We start from the raw sequence: 19,199 nt of genomic DNA on the forward strand, positions 1-19,199 counted from the left end.
CTCCGGTCGACACTGAGGCGTACTGCACAGCGGCACCCACCTGAACCATCGTTATATTCCCTGGGTGACTACCGAGACCGGGACCAACATGCACAGCACCGCGGGCAAGCTGGCGGACCTGGAGCGCCGGGTCGACGAGGCGGTGCACGCCGGGTCGGCCCGCGCCGTGGAGAAGCAGCACGCGCGCGGCAAGAAGACCGCCCGCGAGCGGATCGAGATGCTGCTCGACGAGGGCTCCTTCGTCGAACTCGACGAGTTGGCCCGGCACCGGTCCACGGCCTTCGGGCTGGAGCGGAACCGCCCGTACGGCGACGGTGTGGTCACCGGCTACGGCACGGTGGACGGCCGGCAGGTGTGCGTCTTCGCTCAGGACTTCACTGTCTTCGGCGGCTCGCTCGGCGAGGTCTTCGGCGAGAAGATCGTCAAGGTGATGGACCTGGCCATGAAGATCGGCTGCCCGGTGGTCGGCATCAACGACTCCGGCGGCGCGCGCATCCAGGAGGGCGTCGTCTCGCTCGGCCTCTACGGCGAGATCTTCTTCCGCAACGTGCGGGCCTCCGGCGTCATCCCGCAGATCTCACTGGTGATGGGCCCCTGTGCCGGCGGCGCGGTCTACTCCCCGGCGGTCACCGACTTCACTGTGATGGTCGACCAGACCTCGCACATGTTCATCACCGGCCCCGACGTGATCAAGACGGTGACGGGCGAGGACGTCGGCATGGAGGAGTTGGGCGGCGCGCGTACGCACAACACTCGCAGCGGCAACGCGCACTACCTCGCCAGCGACGAGGAGGACGCCGTCGACTACGTCAAGGCGCTGCTGTCGTACCTGCCGTCGAACAACCTCGACGAGCCGGTCGTCGTCGACGCCCCCGCTTCGCTTGAGGTCACGGACGAGGACCGGGAGTTGGACACCCTGATCCCGGACTCGGCCAACCAGCCGTACGACATCCACACGGTGATCGAGCACGTCCTCGACGACGGGGAGTTCCTCGAGGTCCAGCCGCTCTACGCGCAGAACATCGTGGTCGGGTACGGCCGGGTCGAGGGGCGACCGGTCGGTGTGGTGGCCAACCAGCCGATGCACTTCGCCGGCACCCTGGACATCGCCGCCTCGGAGAAGGCCGCCCGCTTCGTTCGCACCTGCGACGCGTTCAACATCCCGGTACTGACCTTCGTGGACGTGCCCGGCTTCCTGCCCGGCACCGGTCAGGAGTGGGACGGCATCATCCGCCGGGGCGCGAAGCTCATCTACGCGTACGCCGAGGCGACCGTCCCGAAGGTCACCGTGATCACCCGCAAGGCGTACGGCGGGGCGTACGACGTGATGGGCTCCAAGCACCTCGGCGCGGACCTGAACTTCGCCTGGCCGACCGCGCAGATCGCGGTGATGGGCGCGCAGGGCGCTGTGAACATCCTCTACCGCTCCGAGCTGGCCGCCGCCGAGGACCCGGCGGCGGTCCGGGCCGAGAAGATCGCCGAGTACGAGGACACCCTGGCCAACCCGTACGTGGCCGCCGAGCGTGGGTACATCGACTCGGTGATCGCTCCGCACGAGACGCGCACCCAGATCGTCCGGGCGCTGCGCGTCCTGCGGACCAAGCGGGAAACCCTGCCGCCGAAGAAGCACGGCAACATCCCGCTCTGATCTCGCCGCCCTGATCGCCCCGGCCGCGTTAGCAGGGCGGGTTGGCGGCTGCACACATCCGCGCTGCCGCCGCCACTGCGAGCCGCACGAGTTCGGCCTCGGTGCCGTCGTCACCGAGGCGGAGCACCGAGACGGTGTCGCCGACCCGGACGACCGCCAGCAGGATCGGCGACGGCGCGTCGCCGAGCGGCTGGCCGGTCTCCAGGTCCCGGGTGACGGTGAGCGAGTCCCGCAGGATGGCGGCGTCGTCCCCGGCGAAGCCCCGCCGCACCACCGACCACCGGTGCAGTGCTTCCCCCGTGCGGGTCCCTCCCGCCGTCATGACCGGCCCCACGCTCAGCCACGCGGCACACGGGGCGACCAGGTCGTCCAAGTCGGTGAAGAGCTGTCGGGCCGCCTCGGGTACCAACCGGAAGAGATCCTGCGTCACCAGACCAGCCGACCGGGTGCGGATCGGCGCAGCGTCTTTCGGCACAAACGTCTGTGAACGGGACAGGATCGACATCTGCCAACCGTTCGACCGTCCCTGGCTCGTCCGGCAGTAGCCGAGCAGGTGGTCCAGCAGGACCGGCTCGCCCAGCCCCGATTGGCTGAGCTGCACATCGACCTGTTGCGACAGGTCGGCTGGCTGCAACAGGGCGTCGGTGGCGATCTCGTGTCGGGTCGGCGAGGCCGAGGCGGCTGGCTGGGCCGGTGGTGGGGACTTCCTCGGGGCGGCGACCGCCACGGCGGAGACCCCGGCGAGGGCCAGCACGACGGTGGCCACCACGATCTTGCGCTGGCTGCGGCGGCGGCCCCGGGAGCGGATCTCCTCCGGGCCGAGCCACCGCACGTCCTGCAGGTCCCGCTGGATCTGTTCGACGAACGTCGGGTCGTCACGCATCGGTGGCCTCCTCCAGATCAGAGACGGCGAGCAGGCCGGCGAGCGCGGTACGCCCCCGGGAGAGACGGGCCTTGACGGTGCCCACCGGGGCCGCGGTCTCCCGCGCGACCTCGGCGACCGGCATGCCCACCAGGTAGTACAGGGCGATGGCGACGCGTTGCTCCTCGGGCAGTCGACGCAGGGCGGCGACCACCGCGACGGTGTCGGTGCCCGGCCCGGGAACGGTCTCGGTGGCCCCGTGTCGCAGGTAGGCGCGGGCGCGGCTCCGCAGGCTGCGCCACCGGCTGACGGCGATCCGGCTGGCCACGACCCGCACCCACGCCTCCGGGTCGTCGTACGCGCTGATTGTCGACCAACGCTGCCACGCCCGGACGTACGCCTCCTGCACGGCGTCCTGCGCCTCGCCCCGATCGCCGGTGAGGGCGTAGACGAACCCGAGGAGTCGTTGCCGACTCCCCCGGTAGAACTCGTCGAACCCGTCGACGTCCGGCACCCGCTACCTCCCCGTGTCGGTCGCTGGGAACACGCACCGGCAAGGGCCGTTGGTTGCCCGGTCAGGCGATCGACTTTTCCAACTCGCTGAGCGGGAACGCGCCGGCCCCGATCCGCTCCCGGACCGCCCGGCGTACGGCCCGCTGCACGGCGACGTTGACCGGCGTCGGTACGCCGTGCAACCGGCCGAGCAGCGCGATCTCGCCGTTGAGGTGGTCGACCTCGGTCGAGCCGGTGCCCCGGGCCAGGCTCTGCCAGGTGGAGCCGCCGGAGCGGGCCTCGCCGTCGACCGGGCGCTGCCCGACCAGGTCGCCGCGTTCGGCCTTCTCCTCCTCGGGCGAGGTGTGCGCGATGCCGGCGGCGGCGAGCGCGGCGACGCCCTCGGCGCGTACCCGCTCGACCAGCGCGTCCGGGATGTCCCCGCCGAGCAACGCCTGTAGGCCGTTACCGAGGTTGCTGAGCAGCTTGCCGTACTTCCAGCGCAGCACGTCGGCGCGGACCGGAGCGACGAAGCCGGCGGCGGTCAGGTCGGCGGCGATCGCCCGGTCGGTGTCGTCGGCGCCCCCGGGGTACCGCCCGATGTGGAGCATCCCGGGATGCGGGTACCCGTTGGCGACCACCACACCCGGTTCCAGGTGGGTGGCCGGCAGCCAGACGCAGACCGGGTGCACGTCGGCGAAGAGGCGCAGCGCGGCCCGCTCGTTGGCCACCCCGTTCTGCGCTGTCACCAGCGGCAGACGTTCGCCCGCCGTGCCGCCGCCGACCACCGGCGCGTCCACCCAGGCGGCCAACGCGTCGGCGGTGTCCTGCGACTTCACGGTGAGGATCAGCACGGTGTCCGCCGGCAGCGGCTGGTCGGTGGGCCGGTCCACCGCCGCGAGCCGGGCGGTGACCTCACCGTCGGGCTGTCGCACTGTCAGACCCCGTGCGCGGATCGCGTCCAGGTGGGCGCCGCGGGCCACGAGTGTCACGTCCCGGTCGGCCTGGGCCAGCCGTACGCCGATGGTCCCGCCGACCGCACCCGCCCCGATGATCACGTATCGCATGGCCTCATTCTGCCCGCCCGCGCCCCTCCCACCCGTGCGGCTTCCGCCCGTCGGTCAGCCGGTCAGGCCGGCGTCGGTGAGGATCGGGCCGGCGAGCAGGAGCGCACCGGCTAGCAGGGCGGCCAGGTTCACCAGGGCGAAGACGCCAACCCAGAAGAGCGGCGGAAACGGGGTGAGCCCGGCGAGTTGGTCGGCGTCGGAGGCGGGCATCCGACCCCGCGAGCGCATCCGTTGCAGCTCGACCACCGGACGCACCCCACCGAGCAGCAGAAACCACACCCCGGTGTACGCGAACGCGGCCTGGACCTGCGGCGTCGCGTACCACGAGACGGCGAACACCAGCGCGCCGGTGATCAGCAACGACACCACGCCGAAGACGTTGCGGATCATGACGAGCATGGCCAGCAGCAGCGCCACTGCGACCCAGAGCAGCAGGGTGATCCGGTTACCGCCGAGGAGCCAGGCGCCGGCCAGCCCCACCAGCGGCGGCGCGACGTATCCGGCGAGCAGAGTGAGGATCATGCCCGGCCCGGTGGGGCGGCCGGCGGAGAGCGTCAGACCGGACGTGTCCGAGTGCAGCCGGATGCCGTGCAGCTTGCGGCCGGTGAGCAGGGCGACCAGGGCGTGCCCGCCCTCGTGCGCGATGGTGACGGCGTTACGGGCGATCCGCCACGGCAGCCGGGTGGAGACCACCACCAGCGCCACGGCCCCGGTGATCAACACCAGCAGTGCGGGCGGGTCCGGCTGCGCGCCGAACAGCGTGTCCCACAGGTCGCTCAGCCCGTCGATCGACATCATGGGGCGCGAGCCTACCGGCGGCGTTCCGTGTCGCTCCCGAGGCACCGGTTCATACATCGGTCACTGGGGCTACTGACGCCCGCCGATGAAGCTTTTTTCCGGCTGCACTTGTGATCTAGGGCACTTACCTCCAAAGATGAATGTCGATAGAGCGACGTCCTTGGAGGCATTCATGGCCCGTACCCGATCATCGCTGCGCCGCGCGCTCGCGGCCGGCCTCACCGTCCTCGCCACCGCGGCGGCGGCCCTGGTCGCGACCGCCGGACCGGCGGCCGCCGCCACCACACCCGGTGTCGACGTCTCCCGCTACCAGGGCACCATCAACTGGACCAGCGTCCGCAACGCGGGCATCCAGTTCGCGTTCATCAAGGCGACCGAGGGCACCAGCTACAAGGACCCGAACTTCAACGCCAACTACGTCAACTCGTACAACGCCGGGGTGATCCGCGGGGCGTACCACTTCGCCCGCCCGAACATCTCCGCCGGCTCGACCCAGGCCAACTACCTGGCCTCCAACGGCGGCGCCTGGTCCGCGGACAGCCGCACCCTGCCGGCCGCGCTGGACATCGAGGGCAACCCGTACGCCGGTGGCTACTGCTACGGGCTCAGCACGACCGGAATGCGCAACTGGGTGCAGGACTTCCTGAACACCTACCGCTCCCGCACCGGCCGGTACGCGGTCATCTACACCACCACGAGCTGGTGGAACCAGTGCACCGGCAGCTGGACCGGCCCGTGGGCGAACCACCCGCTCTGGCTGGCCCGCTGGTCGAGCACCCCCGGCGCCCTGCCGGCCGGCGCGTCGGTGTGGAGCTTCTGGCAGTACACCAGCACCGGCGCGGTCTCCGGGATCAGCGGCAATGTGGACCGCAACTACTGGAACGGTGACCGGAGCCGCCTGATCGCGTTGGCCAACAACACCTGACCGGGCCGTTGGCGGCAGCGGGATCGACGGTCACCAGCACGGTCGACAATCGGTCCGGCTGCCGCCACACCACCGGGTACGGGTCAAGCCCGCCGCCGGCTCAGGGCCGGCACCACAGCATCCTCACGAGCCAGCGCGCCCCTGCGGGTCAACCGCCAGGCAGCCACGCCAAAGCCAGCAACGATCGCGACGCCGAGCAGTGCGATGAGCACCGAAACCCCTGCGCTGACCAGCAGCAGGATCGCGTCGCCGAGCGCCACGAGCATCCACAGTGCCAGCCGGGGCCGAGCGTCCCTCCGTCGGTAACCCATGTCGTGCCTCCTTCCGTCGTCGAAGGTCAAGTACCCACGACGACGCAAGGTCATGCGAATGAGTTTCAGTCCTGACGGTCGGGCACGAAACCCTTGGCGATCCGGTCGAAGTTCGGCAGGTTGGCCTGCCAGTCCTTCTCCGCGATCTCCCACCGCAGGGCGTAACCGCGGTTCTTGGCCGTCACGAACCCCCGGTTGCGGACGTGGATCCGCTGCCCGTCCCGGGTTTCCAGCCACTCCCAGTCGCCGCAGGTCTTCCAGAAGTCGCAGCCCACGATGCTGAGCTTTTGGTAGTTGTTGACGCGGCTAGCGCGCCGCGGCTCCTGCTCCCGCCAGTCCGCGACTGCATCCTTCGCCGGTCTGTCAGTCCACTGCACCAGCAGTTCGCCCGGTCCGTTGGGATCCTCGAAGACGACAGTTTTGTCGGGGGGCGTGCTACGCACCCAACCATCGGGGATCGGCAGGGCGAAGCCGAACGGGTCCCGGTGCAGCTTCCAACCCGCAGGCAACGCGTTCGGGTCGACCGAGGGAGTGGCCGAGGCGGACGGACTCGGGGCACCGCTGGTGGGCGGCGGAGGCGCCGCAGCGGAGGTCGGCGCGGGCGCGGAGGTCGCGGCAGCGCTGGTCGGATTGGCCTGCGGGGTCTTGTCGTCGTCCTTCGTCAGCAACGGCACGACCACCACGAGACCGATCAGCAGCAGCGCCACCACTGCACCGATCAGCAGGTTGCGTCGGGTGTTGTTCGGCTTCGTGCCATCCGACAGCGGCACCGCCGCGCGCCCGGCCGGACTCACCGGCGGCATGAGCGACGTCGGGGTGGTCGGCTTGCGCTGCTCCGGAGCCACCGGCGGACCGTCGACAACAGTCGGCTCGTCGTCGACGTTCGTCGTACCGTCGCCGCTCGTGTCGGGCGCGGCCGTGACCTTCGCGGTCGGCTCGGCATCTACCGGCTCGACCTCGGACGGGCGGTCGATCGTGGCGGTCGGCTCCGCCGGTGCGGCTGCGGCCGGCTCGGTGGGCACCAGCGCGGTCGGGTCGGCGGCCGCGTCGGAGGAGACGACGGCCGTCGGAGTGGCATCGGCGGCAGGGGTCGCGGCGGCGGCAGAGGTGGCGGCTGAGGTGGTCGCGGCGGCGGCCGGCGGAGGTGACACCGGCCGGTCGACACTCTCGGCCGGTCGCGGCGCCGGCACGTGCGGCGGGCGCGGCTCGCGCGGACCGTTCGGCCCAGGCCGGCGTACGCCATCAAGCAGTGAGATGCCGCGCGACCGCTTACCCCCGGCGCGGCGCAGCAACCGCTCCGCCACCTCGGCCGTGATGCGCTCGTTCGGGTCCTTGCGCAGCAGCCCGTTGAGGACGGCCTTGAGCGGACCAGCGTTCTTCGGCGGCGGAATCGGCTCGGTGGCCAACGCGGCCAGGGTGCCGATCGCCGACGGCCGGGCGTACGGCGACTTGCCCTCGACCGCCGCGTAGAGCGTCGCGCCCAGCGACCACAGGTCGGCCTCCGGCCCGGCAGTGCCGTCCCGAGCCCGCTCCGGCGAGATGTACGCGGGCGAGCCGAGCACCATGCCGGTGCGAGTCACGTTGGGGTCGCCGGGGATCGTGGCGAGACCGAAATCGGTCAGCACCACCCGACCGTCGTCGCCGAGCAACACGTTGCCGGGCTTCACGTCGCGGTGCATGACACCCGCCTTGTGCGCGGCGCTCAGCGCACCCAGCACGCCGAGGCCGATCTCCACAGTGCGGGCCACCGACACCGGGCCGTCCTCGGCGAGAGTGTCCTGCAACGACTTCGACGCCACGTACTCCATGACGATCCACGGATCGCCATCGGTGCGCAGCACGTCGAAGATGCGGACGACGTTGGCGTGGTTGAGCCGGGCGATGGCCCGCGCCTCCCGCAACGAGCGCTCGCGCATCTCGCGGCGCTCCTCATCGGTGAGGCCGGGCGGCGGCACCAACTCCTTGATGGCGACGTCCCGATGCAGCACCTCGTCGCGCGCCTTCCACACCCGGCCCATGCCGCCCTGGCCGAGCGGCGACAGGAGCCGGTATCGGTCAGCGACGAGTTGGGGAAGCGCGTTCGACATCGGTGAGACGGTACCCGGACCCGCCGACGCTCACACCGCCGGCACGCCACTGTGCGCTTCGGGTAACTTCGCGCCGCGTACCCTGGCGGCATGTCTGCCGAAGAGCCGCTGTTCCGGGTCGTCCGCGGCGTGCCCACCGCCGAGGAGTTGGCCGCTCTGGTGGGGGCGATCATCGTCCGAACCCGTCCAGCCGCCGCTCCCACGCCGGCGACGGAATCCGCCTGGGCGCGCAGCGGTCGACCCGGCGGCTCCAGCGGGTGGCGCGCCGTCGGCCTGCCCCGCTAACCCGAGACCTACCGGTACGGGGGCTGTCAGGGTGGCGTTGAGCCGTTAACCTCACTCAGGGAAACGGTGCCGTTACGGGTAGGGAGGATCCATGATCCCCGAAGAGGACCGGCCAGCACCCTGGCTACGCGGTTACGGCGGCATCGAAGCCGACATCAGCCAGCTCAGAGAGTTCGCCGAACGGCTCGCCGCCGAGGTCGAGAGCAACTACGCGCCGCACCTGTCGTACATCGCCGAAGACATGTCCGCGAAGCTGCCCAACCCGTGCGACGCTTTCATCGAGCTGGTCACGTTCCTGCACGCACACCACGAGACGCAGCAGGCCACCGCCGACATGGTGTACGCCGTCCGAGGCGCCACCGGCCACCTGGCCGCCGCCGCCGATCAGGTCGCCACCCACTACGCCGACAGCGACGCCTTCACCGCCGCCCGAGTGGTCGACGTGCAACGTGCCCTCGCCAACCCGGCCAGCGTTCTCCCCGGCGGCCCGACGCCAACCCTGACCGACCCGACCAGCCCCGACGCCGCAGGGCCGGTGGTGCTGCCGTGATCGAACGGGGCACCGGCCGCACCTCCGGCCTCACCGACTGGCACCTCATGGACGTCAACAGCATGTGGGCCTGCCTCCAGGACCACGACACCGCCAACCACTGGAAACAGGTCGCCGGTTGGCGCAAGGTCTGCGACCTGGCGCAAATCCACCTCGGCCGCCTCCAGCAGTACCGACGCGGACTCGCCGAGGCATGGCCCCCCGAAACCAGCGCCGCCTCCCGCACCTACCTCGCCGAACTCGACGAACTCGTCGACAAGGTGCAGCGCACCCACGACGCCGCAGCCGCGAACTACACCGCGCTCTCCGCCGCAACCCAGGCCATCGGCACCACCCGCGCCGCACTCCGCAAGATCTACGAGGAGTACGCGACCAAGTTCCAGCAGAAGCAGGCGTACGAGTCGATGGTCGCCGACCCGAAAGCGGTGATGGGCAACCGAGCTGCCACGCCGCCTGTTGCTGATGGGGACTTGGAACGACTGAACGTGCAGGCCCGATCCATGATGTTCAACCTAAGCGGCGAACTCCAACAAGCCCAAGCGACCCTCCAAAAGCCGCCCGTGGCGCCCAGGAATGTGCGGCAGCCGGACAACCCCGATGTGTATGGCGATTATCTGGCACCTGCTATTCCGCCGATAGTTCCAGTACCCATGCCCACCTCCACCACTCACCCTCGTGGCGCACGTGTTGAGCGGGTGAGTGCCGCCGCCCCCGCCATGTCGGGGATCGGTCCAGTCCTCGGGGGTGCGGCCGCTGGAGTCTCATCGCCGCCCACTGGGACGACGCCGCCAAGCGTCCAAACACCGGGAGCGGGAGGCCCACCAACTGCCATTGGTCCTGGCATTACGCCAAGGATGCCCCCTGCTTCCATTGGCTCACCTCCAACACTCCCCACGCGAACACCCCAACCTGGGAACCTGTCCAAACCAGTCAGCGGGGGGCCCGAGGGGAGCACCGCACATCCCGCAACGCCCGCCCGCCCGGCCCCTTCCACGGGAGGATTGATCGGAGGCGTCCCAGGATCAGCCCTAGGCCAGCCCATCAACAACTCTGGCGCCCCTAGAAGGGTCAATCCGGTAGGCGGGGTAATCGGCGGCGGCGGCGCTGGGACAGCACCCACCGGTTCGGCTGGAAGTCGGCCGGGCGGGGGACGGAGCCTTAACGGAGGTGTGAACGGTTTCCCGATTGGCGGCGCGCCCGGCTTGAATGGAAATGGGGGCCGCCAAAGGCTTGGAGGAGAAGGCGAGGAGAGGTCTCGCTACTGGGACCCGGATAACCCATGGGAAACCGACCAGGGCGTCCCACCGGTGGTTCGTCCACCGGACAGGGACAATCCGATCGACCCAGGTCCGGCAATTGGTTTCGGCGGGTGATTGAGTCAACCCTAGTGGGATTTTCCAGACTAGCTCTAGTCGGAGCCCTGCTACCCGCTAGCCTTGCCGCTCCGCCTCAAGATGCGGACCTAATACGAGGTGATCAATGGCACCTGCCGTTTCTGCGAATCGAGCAAGTACATAAATTCAGTCAAGGATCCGGCGTGATCGTGGCAGTGCCAGACACTGGAGTCGACCCCCACCCCGACCTGCGCGAGAATTTGCTTCCAGGGACCGACGTCATTCCTGGAGGGGGTGGTGACGGGCACCGGGACCAGGATAGTCACGGGACAGCAATGGCCGGCTTGATCGTCGCGCACGGAACGACGAACGACCAAGGCGCCCTCGGTATTGCCCCGAAAGCAAAGGTCCTTCCCATCCTGGATACCCCACCCAATGGCGTGGGTAATCCCGACGCATTAGCTTCCGGCATTGAATTCGCCATCGCTGGCGGTGCCGACATTATCAATATCTCAGCGGTCGCCGGTGCCAGCATACGACTTCAGCGAGCGATCAGGGCGGCCCAGGATGCTGACATCGTAGTGGTTGCCGCAGCAGGTAATGCACCTTCCGACACGGACGTGCGCTATCCGGCCAGCGAAGAGGGTGTTATCGCGGTTGGGGGTGTCGATCGCGCTGGACAACATGCTGCCATCTCGGTCACCGGACCGAATATCGATGTGGTCGCTCCTGCGGTTGACATCTATAGCACCAGCTACGGCGGGAAATACTCGAAGGGGACCGGCACCTCGAGCGCGACGGCGATCGTGGCGGGTGCGGCTGCGTTGATCAGGTCCAAGTACCCATACCTACCGGCCCGAGAGGTGGCGCACCGGCTCACGGCCACCGCCGTCGACAAGGGCCCTCCTGGGCGTGACGACGAGTACGGCTACGGGGTGATCGATCTTGTGGCGGCGCTGACGGCAGACGTACCGCCGCTGGGGTTTGAATCGGTGAGCGCTCCGGCCGGTGCTGGCCCGACCACGACGGCTGGTGCTCAGCCGGGTGACGAGAGCGATAGCGCGACCGCGCGCGGCCTAGCCACTCTCGGGGTGCTCGTGGCCGCCGGGGTCGGGTGGGCCGTGATAGCGCGGCGACGTCGGCATGGTGATGATCCGCCGCCCAGAATCAGTCGCTGATCGATCAACGAAGCGCTGATCCACTCGACTTTCAGGAAATCGCGGTGTCCGAGGCGACCGGATAGCGCGTTTTCCTGAAAGTCGAGTGGATCAAGGGCGCCCGGACCCACCGGGCCACCCGGCCGCCCGACCACCCCGACCGCCGACCGCCGACCGTGCTGGGCGGGGTGTCGGTCTTGGTGGGGAGTTGGGCGGTAACGTCGGGGTGGTGTCTGAGACTTTGCCGCTCCGCCTCGTGCTCGCATCGGCGAGCCCTGCCCGTCGTAAGTTGCTCCAGGCTGCCGGCGTCGAGCCCGAGGTGCTGGTCAGTGGGGTGGACGAGTCCCTGGTGGTGACCGAGCGGGCCGAGGAGTTGTGCCTGGAGTTGGCTCGCCTGAAGGCGCAGGCGGTGTTGACCCGGCTGAACGCGACCGCCGGTCAGCGCACGTTGGTGATCGGCTGCGACTCGGTGCTCGCCTTCGACGGGGAGATCCTCGGCAAGCCGGCGGATGCGGCTGACGCGACCCGGCGGTGGCTGCGGATGCGGGGGCTCAGCGGCGTTCTCCACAGCGGGCACTGCCTGGTCGACGTTACTGCGGGCCGGCGCGCGGAGGCGGTCGCATCGACCACTGTCCACTTCGCTGACATCAGCGATGACGAGATCGCCGCGTACGTGGCCACTGGTGAGCCGCTGGCGGTGGCCGGTGCGTTCACGATCGACGGGCTGGGTGGGCCGTTCGTGGAGCGGATCGAGGGTGACCCGGGGACGGTGGTCGGATTGTCGACGCCGCTGCTGCGCCGGCTCCTCGCCGAGCTGGATCTGCGGATCACCGACCTGTGGACGACTGTCGCGCCGGGCGGCCAAACGGTCGAGCCGCTCGGTAACGTCCGGTCATGACCACCAAGTCGATCCCGCTCACCAACGAGCTGCACGCCTATCTGGTCGCACACGGCTCCCCGCCGGACGAGATCATCCAGGACCTGGCCGAGGAGACCCGGTCGGTGCTGCCGGAGCACGCCACCATGCAGGTGGCTCCGGAGCAGGCCGCGTTCCTGACGTTCCTCACCCGGCTGCTCGGCGTGCGGCAGGCCGTCGAGGTCGGCACGTTCACCGGGCTCTCGTCGCTGGCGATCGCCCGCGGGTTGCCCGAGGGTGGGCGACTGACGTGCTTCGACATCTCCGAGGAGTTCACCGGCATCGCCCGGCGCTACTGGGCACGGGCCGGCGTGCAGGATTCGATCGACCTGCGCATCGGCCCGGCCGCGGACGGACTGCGGGAGTTGCCGCACGAGCGGCACCTGGACTTCGCGTTCATCGACGCGGACAAGACCGGCTACCCGATCTACTGGGCGGAGCTGGTGCCCCGGATGCGTCCGGGTGGGGTGATCGCCGTCGACAACGTGTTGCGGGGCGGGCGGGTCATCGCCCCGCAGGACGCCAATGACCGGGCCATCGCCGCGTTCAACGACGAGGTTCTCGCGGACGTACGGGTGGACCCGGTGATGCTGCCGATCGCGGACGGCCTCACCCTCGCCCGGGTCCACTGACCGTCAGCAACCGCCTGACACTGATGTTGGGGTGTCCCCACCAGGGGACACCCCAAATCTCAAAGGCAGCGTCAGCGGACGCTGCGGGCGAACTGGCGGGCGGCCCAGTAGACGCCCAGCACGGCGAGGACCGCTGTGATGCTGAGGCCCTGCCAGACCTTGTCGCTGCCCAGGTCACCGGCGAACAGTGCCCGGGTGCCGTCGACCGCCCAGGAGAACGGGTTCCAGTTGGCGACGCCCTGCAACCAGCCGGGTGCGAAGGTCAGCGGCAGCAGGATGCCGGAGAGCAGCAGCACCGGCTGCGCCACGGTGTTCATCAGCGGGGCCAGCGCGTCCTCGCTCTTGACCTTGAGGGCGACGCCGTAGGAGACGGCCGAGGTCATGAGGGCGATCAGGGCGAGCATCAGGTACGCCAGCAGCAGGTCCCCGATGAACACCCGCAGGTCGAAGATGAGCGCCAAGAGCGTGATGATGACGGCCTGCACCAGGAGCGAGACCACGTCGCGCAGCGATCGGCCGAGCAGCAGGGCGAGCCGGCTGATCGGGGTGACCCGGGAGCGTTCAATCACACCGGCTCGCAGCTCGGCGATCAGGCCGAAGCCCTGGAACAGGCCACCGAAGATGGCCAGCAGCACCAGCAGACCCGGTACGAAGATCTTGTAGGCGGCGGCCTGGGTGGGCGCGTTCAGTGCGGGCTTGAGCAGCGGGGCGAAGAGCAGCAGGTACATGACCGGCTGGAACACGCCGACGAAGACCCAGACCGGGTTGCGTAGCAGGAGTTGAATCTGGCGTTGGAAGATCAGCCACGTGTCACGGGCGAATTTCATGAGAGTCGTCTCCGGTGGTCAGGACTCGCGCAGCGAGCGGCCGGTCTTGGTGAGGAAGACGTCGTCCAGGCTGGGTCGGTGCAGCTCGATCGAGCGCAGCTCAAGCCCGGCGTGGTCGAGTCGGCGCAGCACCTGCGGGATGGCGGTGGCGCCCTCGTCGACGTAGAGGCGCAGACCACCCTCGTCGACCGTCTCCAGCTTGTTGACGTACGGCTCGCCGTCGAGCGTCTGGGCGGCCTGTGGGGTGGCGGCCAGGTCGAGACCGACCAGCACCACGTCGCCGGAGATCTCCCGCTTGAGCTCGGTTGGCGTGCCCTCGGCAACGACCTCGCCGTTGTCCATGATCGCGATCCGGTCGCAGAGCGCGTCGGCCTCGTCCAGGTAGTGCGTGGTGATGAAGACGGTCATCCCGTCGGCGCGCAGCCGCCGGATCTCGTCCCACATGTGGGCGCGGCTCTGCGGGTCGAGGCCGGTGGTCGGCTCGTCCAGGAAGACGATCTTCGGCTCGTGGATGATGCCGAGGGCGATCTCCACCCGGCGACGCTGGCCGCCGGAGTAGGTCTTGCACTTGCGGTCGGCGTACTCGGTGAGCTGGAAGGCGTCCAGGGCGCGGGCGGCGCGCCGTTGCGCGTCGGCCTTGCTGATGCCGTACATCCGGGCGTGCAGCACCAGCTCCTCGCGGGCGGTGGACTCGTCCCAGGTGCTGCCGCCCTGCGGGACGTATCCGATGCGGCGGCGCACCTCGGCCGGGTCCGTGCGCAGGTCGGCGCCCGCGATGGTGGCCTCGCCGCCGTCCGGCTCGATCAGCGTGGCGAGCATCCGCAGCGTGGTGGTCTTGCCGGCGCCGTTCGGGCCGAGGAAGCCGAAGATCTCGCCCTTGGCAACGTCAAGGTCGACGCCCCGCACGGCGTCCACCGTCTTCGTCTCTCGACCCGCGCGGGAGCGGAACGACTTCCGCAGCCCCCTGGTCTCGATCATTTCTGCTCCTGGTCGTTCGGGCCGGTCGGGCCGGCCGTCGAGTGGGCGGACGCCGGACGGCGCACTCCCCCGCTGTGCCGCCAGCAGGCTAACGCGATATAGCTTTTTTAGTCAACGTTGATTATTCCGCGTCGGTGTCGGACGGCTCCACACCGTCCCTCCACCCCGACCAACCCTGCGCTTCATCCAGCTCAGCAGGCAGGTACGACACACCGGAATCGATCCGCTCGGCAATCCGCTCGCACCAGGTCATCTCCGCCTCCGCTCGCGCCGACCACAGCTCGAACATCCAGCCCACGTGCGCCGGCTTGCGATTGCGCACCCAGTCCGACTCCAGCGAGGCGCGCATGGACTCGACGCCGGCGCGCAGCAGGTTGGCCCGGTTACGCAGGGCCGCGGCCGCCTCGGCGCGCGGCATCGCCGGCAGGAAGGAGAAGGCCGCCACGAACGGGTCGGCGGGCTCGCTGATGGTCCACCAGGAGTTGCGCAGCAGCGTCTCGAACTCGTCCTCCCCCTTGACAGTCACCTCGTACGTGGTCCGCGCCGGACGGGCCCCCACCTGCTCGGTCGCGACGGCGCGGAGCAGCCCTTCCTCGGTGAGCTTGCGCAGGGCGTGATAGATCGATCCGGGCTGTACGTTCGCCCACTTGTCGGCGCTCCAGCTCAGCAGCTCACGGCGCACGTCGTAGCCGTGCACTGGCTGCATCCACCGCACCAGACCGAGAATCATCATCCGAGTCGAAGACACCCGATAAGCGTAATAGCCAAGTTTGACTAAACCGTGGCGGGTGCAGTGCGGCATCCCACACTGAGCGATCGTTAGGGCCGCCGGTGGGCGGCCGATACACTCCCCGTCAGTAACCTGCCCGGGAGGAGCCACGAAGGTGCGCAAGGTACTCATCGCCAACCGCGGCGAGATCGCCGTCCGGGTGATCCGCGCGTGCCGCGACGCCGGCCTGGGCAGCGTCGCCGTGTACGCGGACTCCGACCGCGACGCCCTGCACGCCACCCTCGCGGACGAGGCGTACGCGCTCGGCGGGGACAGCGCGACCGAGACCTATCTGCGCATCGACAAGTTGCTCGACGTCGCCGCTCGGGCCGGCGCCGACGCCGTACACCCGGGTTACGGCTTCCTCAGTGAGAACGCCGACTTCGCCCAGGCCGTCATCGACGCCGGGCTGACCTGGATCGGCCCCACCCCGCAGGCGATCCGCGACCTGGGCGACAAGGTCACCGCCCGGCACATCGCCCAGCGGGCCGGCGCACCGCTGGTCCCCGGCACCCCGGACCCGGTGGCCAGCCCGGACGAGGTGATGGCCTTCGCCGTCGACCACGGCCTGCCGGTCGCCATCAAGGCCGCCTTCGGTGGCGGGGGGCGCGGCCTCAAGGTCGCCCGCACGATGGAGGAGATCCCCCAGCTGTTCGAGTCGGCCACCCGGGAGGCGGTCGCGGCGTTCGGTCGGGGCGAGTGCTTCGTCGAGCGGTACCTCGACCAGCCCCGGCACGTCGAGGCGCAGGTCCTCGCCGATCAGCACGGCAACGTGATCGTGGTGGGCACCCGGGACTGCTCGTTGCAGCGACGTCACCAGAAGCTCGTCGAGGAGGCGCCCGCGCCGTTCCTCACCGACGCCCAGCGCGCGCAGATCCACGAGAGCGCCAAGGCGATCTGCCGCGAAGCCGGCTACCACGGCGCCGGCACCGTGGAATACCTGGTGGGCGTCGACGGCACCATCTCCTTCCTGGAGGTCAACACCCGACTCCAGGTCGAGCACCCGGTCACCGAGGAGACCGCCGGCATCGACCTGGTCCGCGAGCAGTTCCGGATCGCCGACGGCGAGAAGCTGCGGATCACCGAGGACCCGACGCCGCGGGGGCACGCGATCGAGTTCCGGATCAACGGCGAGGACCCGGGCCGCAACTTCCTGCCCGCCCCCGGCACTGTCACAGCGCTTCGCCTGCCCAGCGGGCCGGGTGTGCGGGTCGACACCGGCATCTCGGCCGGTGACGTGATCGGCGGCAACTTCGACTCACTGCTCGCCAAGGTGATCATCACGGGCGAGACGCGGACCGAGGCGCTGGAGCGCGCCCGCCGCGCGCTGGACGAGATGGTCCTGGACGGCATGGCCACCGCGCTGCCGTTCCACCGGCTCGTCGTGCGGGACGAGGCGTTCACCGCCGAGCCGTTCACAGTGCACACCCGGTGGATCGAGACCGAGTTCCACAACACCGTGCCGCCGTTCACCGCCGCCGCCGGCACCGCCGAGGCGCCGGCCGAACGCGACACCGTCGTGGTCGAGGTGGGTGGCAAGCGCCTCGAGGTCAGCCTCCCCGCCGGCTTCGGCGGGAGTACGACCACCGCGCCACCCGCCGCCCGCAAGCCGACCCGGCGCGGCGGCGGCACCAAGGCCGGCGCCCCGGTCGGCGGCGACGCGCTCACCTCGCCGATGCAGGGCACCATCGTCAAGATCGCGGTGGCGGACGGCGACACAGTGGCCGAGGGTGACCTGGTCGTGGTGCTGGAGGCGATGAAGATGGAGCAGCCGCTGCACGCCCACAAGGCGGGTACGGTCAGCGGTCTCAGCGCCGAGGTCGGCGCCGTGATCACCGCCGGTGCCCCCATCTGCACCATCGCCTGAGCGGCCCGACCCCGCACCATCGCCTGAGCCGCCCGGCGGGCGGTCAGCGCAGGGTTTCGGCGGCGACCGCGCGCACGGCCACGGTCAGGGCGTTCAGCACGTCCGACTCCAGCCGCCAGTGCTGCCAGTACAGCGGGACGTCCAGGTGTCGACCCGGTGCGAGGTCGACACAGTGACCGGCGGCCAGGTCGGCCTCGGCGATCTGTTCCGGCACCAGGCCCCAGCCCAACCCGAGCCGGATCGCCGCACTGAACGCCGGCACCGACGGTACGTAGTGCACGGGCGGGTCGAGCGGCCGACCGACCACCGCCCGGATGAACCGGTGTTGCACCCGGTCCTTCCGGTCGAAGACCGCCAGCGGGGTGCTCGCCAGCGCGGACGCGGTGAATCCTTCGGCGAAGTGGGACGCCGCGAATTCCGGGGCGGCCAACGCGCGGTAGCGCATGGCCCCGAGCCGCAGCACCCGGCAGCCCTGCACGGCCTCCCGCTGAGCGGTGACCGCCGCCGTCATCGAACCGTCGCGGAGCAACTCGGTGGTGTGGTCCTGATCGTCCTGCCGCAGGTCGAACGAGAGCCCGGCCCGCTGCGGCAACCGGGCCAGCGCGGCGGGAAACCAGGTGGCCAGCGAGTCCGCGTTGACCACCACGGCGACCCGGATCCGGCCGCCGCCGGCCAGCGGGCCGCGGGCATCGGTCAGCGCCTCCCGTTCGAGCAGCGCGAGCTGACCGGCCAGGCGCAGCAGCGGGCGGCCGGCGTCGGTTGCCACGCACGGACGGGCGCGGCGGACCAGCACCTGACCGACGGTCTCCTCCAGCGCCTTGATCCGTTGGCTCACCGCCGACGGCGTGACGTGCAGCAGCCGGGCCGCCGCGTCGAAGCTGCCCTCCGCCACCACCGCCGCGAGTGTCCGTAGCTGCGCCGAGTCGAGACCTTCCATTAGCTGAGCTTAAGTTGCTTCAGAATCTTTAGTTGGACTGGTGGCTGCCGACGGTCCTAGCGTCGACATCGTGCTCACCTCCGCCGTCGCCGGCTTCTCGGTCTCCATCGCGCTCATCGTCGCCATCGGCGCCCAGAACGCCTTCGTCCTGCGCCAGGGCCTGCGACGCGAGCACGTCGTGCCCGTGGTGCTGACCTGCGCCGCGTCGGACGCGTTGCTGATCATGGCGGGAGTGGCCGGGGTCGGTTCGCTGGTGACCGGCCGACCTGGCCTGCTGATGGCGATCCGCTGGGGCGGTGCGGCCTTCCTGCTCTGCTACGCGGTGCTCGCCGCCCGCCGCGCTCTGCGTCCCGGCGCCCTACTGCCCACCGATCGGCCGCCGGCCACGTTGGGGGCGACCCTGCTCGCCTGCGTCGCCTTCACCTACCTGAACCCGCACGTCTACCTGGACACCGTGCTGCTCCTGGGCAGCGTGGCCCAACAACACCCGCACCGGTGGGTCTTCGGTGCCGGCGCCGCACTGGCCAGCGTGGTCTGGTTCACCGCGCTCGGCGTCGGGGCGCAGCGCCTCGCGCCGCTGCTCGCCCGCGCCGTCGCCTGGCGGGTGCTGGACGCGGTCATCGCCGTCGTGATGGCCGGGCTCGCCGTGGCACTCCTGCTGGGCTGACCGATTCGTACCCGGCCGGGCTCGGCGTGGCACTTCCGCCGGGCTGCCCGGCTCATCCGGCGAGCACCGACGAGGCCGCCGGCACCACTA

At 70.1% G+C, this 19,199-nt stretch carries 19 protein-coding genes; 9 read left to right on the forward strand and 10 right to left on the reverse strand.

Annotated features, from left to right (window positions below):
* The first annotated feature begins 64 nt into the window (after nt 1-64).
* Entirely contained in the window at nt 65-1,648 is a 1,584-nt protein-coding gene (locus NIE111_RS11675; protein ID WP_238684431.1) for an acyl-CoA carboxylase subunit beta, read from the forward strand.
* Between the two features lie 28 nt (nt 1,649-1,676).
* Here NIE111_RS11675 and NIE111_RS11680 read toward each other — a convergent pair whose 3' ends face one another.
* From NIE111_RS11680 to NIE111_RS11695, 4 genes are all read right to left on the reverse strand, one after another.
* Nucleotides 1,677-2,531: a hypothetical protein gene (locus tag NIE111_RS11680; protein ID WP_238684432.1), complete on the reverse strand. Its 855-nt coding sequence runs from the start codon at nt 2,529-2,531 to the stop codon at nt 1,677-1,679.
* Nucleotides 2,524-3,024, reverse strand: coding sequence for a SigE family RNA polymerase sigma factor (locus NIE111_RS11685; protein ID WP_238666717.1), 501 nt, complete (start codon nt 3,022-3,024; stop codon nt 2,524-2,526). The genes NIE111_RS11680 and NIE111_RS11685 overlap by 8 nt, the downstream gene beginning before the upstream one ends.
* 61 nt (nt 3,025-3,085) lie before the next feature.
* The gene (locus NIE111_RS11690; protein ID WP_238684433.1) at nt 3,086-4,069 is read right to left on the reverse strand and encodes a ketopantoate reductase family protein; all 984 of its coding nucleotides are present in this window, start codon (nt 4,067-4,069) and stop codon (nt 3,086-3,088) included.
* Between the two features lie 54 nt (nt 4,070-4,123).
* Nucleotides 4,124-4,867: a M50 family metallopeptidase gene (locus NIE111_RS11695; RefSeq protein WP_238684434.1), complete on the reverse strand. Its 744-nt coding sequence runs from the start codon at nt 4,865-4,867 to the stop codon at nt 4,124-4,126.
* Between the two features lie 172 nt (nt 4,868-5,039).
* Here NIE111_RS11695 and NIE111_RS11700 point away from each other — a divergent pair, with 172 nt between their 5' ends.
* On the forward strand, nt 5,040-5,792 hold the full coding sequence (locus tag NIE111_RS11700; protein ID WP_091394392.1) for a GH25 family lysozyme: 753 nt from the start codon (nt 5,040-5,042) through the stop codon (nt 5,790-5,792).
* Between the two features lie 83 nt (nt 5,793-5,875).
* Here the strand turns inward: NIE111_RS11700 and NIE111_RS11705 are convergent, their stop codons facing one another.
* Nucleotides 5,876-6,103 carry a hypothetical protein gene (locus NIE111_RS11705; protein ID WP_238684435.1) on the reverse strand — a complete coding sequence of 76 codons (228 nt, stop codon included), beginning with the start codon at nt 6,101-6,103 and terminating at the stop codon, nt 5,876-5,878.
* A 65-nt stretch (nt 6,104-6,168) separates the two neighbouring features.
* Nucleotides 6,169-8,190, reverse strand: coding sequence for a serine/threonine-protein kinase (locus NIE111_RS11710; protein WP_238684436.1), 2,022 nt, complete (start codon nt 8,188-8,190; stop codon nt 6,169-6,171).
* Between the two features lie 90 nt (nt 8,191-8,280).
* Here NIE111_RS11710 and NIE111_RS11715 point away from each other — a divergent pair, with 90 nt between their 5' ends.
* The 5 genes from NIE111_RS11715 to NIE111_RS11740 all read left to right on the forward strand — a co-directional run bounded on the left by NIE111_RS11715 (nt 8,281) and on the right by NIE111_RS11740 (nt 13,064).
* The gene (locus NIE111_RS11715; RefSeq protein WP_238684437.1) at nt 8,281-8,475 is read left to right on the forward strand and encodes an acyl-CoA carboxylase subunit epsilon; all 195 of its coding nucleotides are present in this window, start codon (nt 8,281-8,283) and stop codon (nt 8,473-8,475) included.
* Between the two features lie 91 nt (nt 8,476-8,566).
* Nucleotides 8,567-9,025 carry a hypothetical protein gene (locus tag NIE111_RS11720; RefSeq protein WP_238684438.1) on the forward strand — a complete coding sequence of 153 codons (459 nt, stop codon included), beginning with the start codon at nt 8,567-8,569 and terminating at the stop codon, nt 9,023-9,025.
* Nucleotides 9,026-10,397: 1,372 nt separating this feature from the next.
* Entirely contained in the window at nt 10,398-11,537 is a 1,140-nt protein-coding gene (gene mycP, locus NIE111_RS11730) for a type VII secretion-associated serine protease mycosin (protein WP_372488316.1), read from the forward strand.
* Nucleotides 11,538-11,745: 208 nt separating this feature from the next.
* Nucleotides 11,746-12,414, forward strand: coding sequence for a Maf family protein (locus NIE111_RS11735; protein WP_238684439.1), 669 nt, complete (start codon nt 11,746-11,748; stop codon nt 12,412-12,414).
* The gene (locus NIE111_RS11740; protein ID WP_238684440.1) at nt 12,411-13,064 is read left to right on the forward strand and encodes an O-methyltransferase; all 654 of its coding nucleotides are present in this window, start codon (nt 12,411-12,413) and stop codon (nt 13,062-13,064) included. Before NIE111_RS11735 ends, NIE111_RS11740 begins: the two co-directional genes overlap by 4 nt.
* A 71-nt stretch (nt 13,065-13,135) precedes the next feature.
* Here the strand turns inward: NIE111_RS11740 and NIE111_RS11745 are convergent, their stop codons facing one another.
* The 3 genes from NIE111_RS11745 to NIE111_RS11755 all read right to left on the reverse strand — a co-directional run bounded on the left by NIE111_RS11745 (nt 13,136) and on the right by NIE111_RS11755 (nt 15,602).
* Entirely contained in the window at nt 13,136-13,891 is a 756-nt protein-coding gene (locus NIE111_RS11745; RefSeq protein WP_238684441.1) for an ABC transporter permease, read from the reverse strand.
* 18 nt (nt 13,892-13,909) lie between these two features.
* Nucleotides 13,910-14,869, reverse strand: coding sequence for an ATP-binding cassette domain-containing protein (locus NIE111_RS11750; RefSeq protein ID WP_238684442.1), 960 nt, complete (start codon nt 14,867-14,869; stop codon nt 13,910-13,912).
* A 121-nt stretch (nt 14,870-14,990) separates the two neighbouring features.
* The gene (locus NIE111_RS11755) at nt 14,991-15,602 is read right to left on the reverse strand and encodes a PadR family transcriptional regulator (protein ID WP_238684478.1); all 612 of its coding nucleotides are present in this window, start codon (nt 15,600-15,602) and stop codon (nt 14,991-14,993) included.
* Between the two features lie 151 nt (nt 15,603-15,753).
* On the opposite strand from NIE111_RS11755, the gene NIE111_RS11760 reads away from it, so the two are divergent.
* Complete coding sequence (locus NIE111_RS11760; RefSeq protein ID WP_238684443.1) at nt 15,754-17,505, forward strand: acetyl/propionyl/methylcrotonyl-CoA carboxylase subunit alpha; 1,752 nt, start codon at nt 15,754-15,756, stop codon at nt 17,503-17,505.
* A gap of 43 nt (nt 17,506-17,548) precedes the next feature.
* Here the strand turns inward: NIE111_RS11760 and NIE111_RS11765 are convergent, their stop codons facing one another.
* Nucleotides 17,549-18,442, reverse strand: a complete 894-nt coding sequence (locus NIE111_RS11765; protein WP_238684444.1) for a LysR family transcriptional regulator ArgP — start codon at nt 18,440-18,442, stop codon at nt 17,549-17,551.
* A gap of 70 nt (nt 18,443-18,512) precedes the next feature.
* Between NIE111_RS11765 and NIE111_RS11770 the strand changes: the two genes are divergently transcribed.
* Nucleotides 18,513-19,109, forward strand: a complete 597-nt coding sequence (locus NIE111_RS11770; RefSeq protein WP_238684445.1) for a LysE/ArgO family amino acid transporter — start codon at nt 18,513-18,515, stop codon at nt 19,107-19,109.
* The last annotated feature ends 90 nt before the right edge of the window (nt 19,110-19,199 follow it).

Source organism: Micromonospora hortensis (genome assembly GCF_022230935.1).
Lineage (GTDB): Bacteria > Actinomycetota > Actinomycetes > Mycobacteriales > Micromonosporaceae > Micromonospora > Micromonospora hortensis.

Bases quoted from the DNA above. Each gene is read 5' to 3' on its own strand.
- NIE111_RS11700 (WP_091394392.1), top strand. From the start codon at position 5,040: ATGGCCCGTACCCGATCATCGCTGCGCCGCGCGCTCGCGGCCGGCCTC.
- NIE111_RS11750 (WP_238684442.1), bottom strand. From the start codon at position 14,869: ATGATCGAGACCAGGGGGCTGCGGAAGTCGTTCCGCTCCCGCGCGGGT.
- NIE111_RS11680 (WP_238684432.1), bottom strand. From the start codon at position 2,531: ATGCGTGACGACCCGACGTTCGTCGAACAGATCCAGCGGGACCTGCAG.
- NIE111_RS11720 (WP_238684438.1), top strand. From the start codon at position 8,567: ATGATCCCCGAAGAGGACCGGCCAGCACCCTGGCTACGCGGTTACGGC.
- NIE111_RS11690 (WP_238684433.1), bottom strand. From the start codon at position 4,069: ATGCGATACGTGATCATCGGGGCGGGTGCGGTCGGCGGGACCATCGGC.
- NIE111_RS11765 (WP_238684444.1), bottom strand. From the start codon at position 18,442: ATGGAAGGTCTCGACTCGGCGCAGCTACGGACACTCGCGGCGGTGGTG.
- NIE111_RS11740 (WP_238684440.1), top strand. From the start codon at position 12,411: ATGACCACCAAGTCGATCCCGCTCACCAACGAGCTGCACGCCTATCTG.
- NIE111_RS11705 (WP_238684435.1), bottom strand. From the start codon at position 6,103: ATGGGTTACCGACGGAGGGACGCTCGGCCCCGGCTGGCACTGTGGATG.
- NIE111_RS11695 (WP_238684434.1), bottom strand. From the start codon at position 4,867: ATGATGTCGATCGACGGGCTGAGCGACCTGTGGGACACGCTGTTCGGC.
- NIE111_RS11710 (WP_238684436.1), bottom strand. From the start codon at position 8,190: ATGTCGAACGCGCTTCCCCAACTCGTCGCTGACCGATACCGGCTCCTG.
- NIE111_RS11755 (WP_238684478.1), bottom strand. From the start codon at position 15,602: ATGATGATTCTCGGTCTGGTGCGGTGGATGCAGCCAGTGCACGGCTAC.
- NIE111_RS11715 (WP_238684437.1), top strand. From the start codon at position 8,281: ATGTCTGCCGAAGAGCCGCTGTTCCGGGTCGTCCGCGGCGTGCCCACC.
- NIE111_RS11745 (WP_238684441.1), bottom strand. From the start codon at position 13,891: ATGAAATTCGCCCGTGACACGTGGCTGATCTTCCAACGCCAGATTCAA.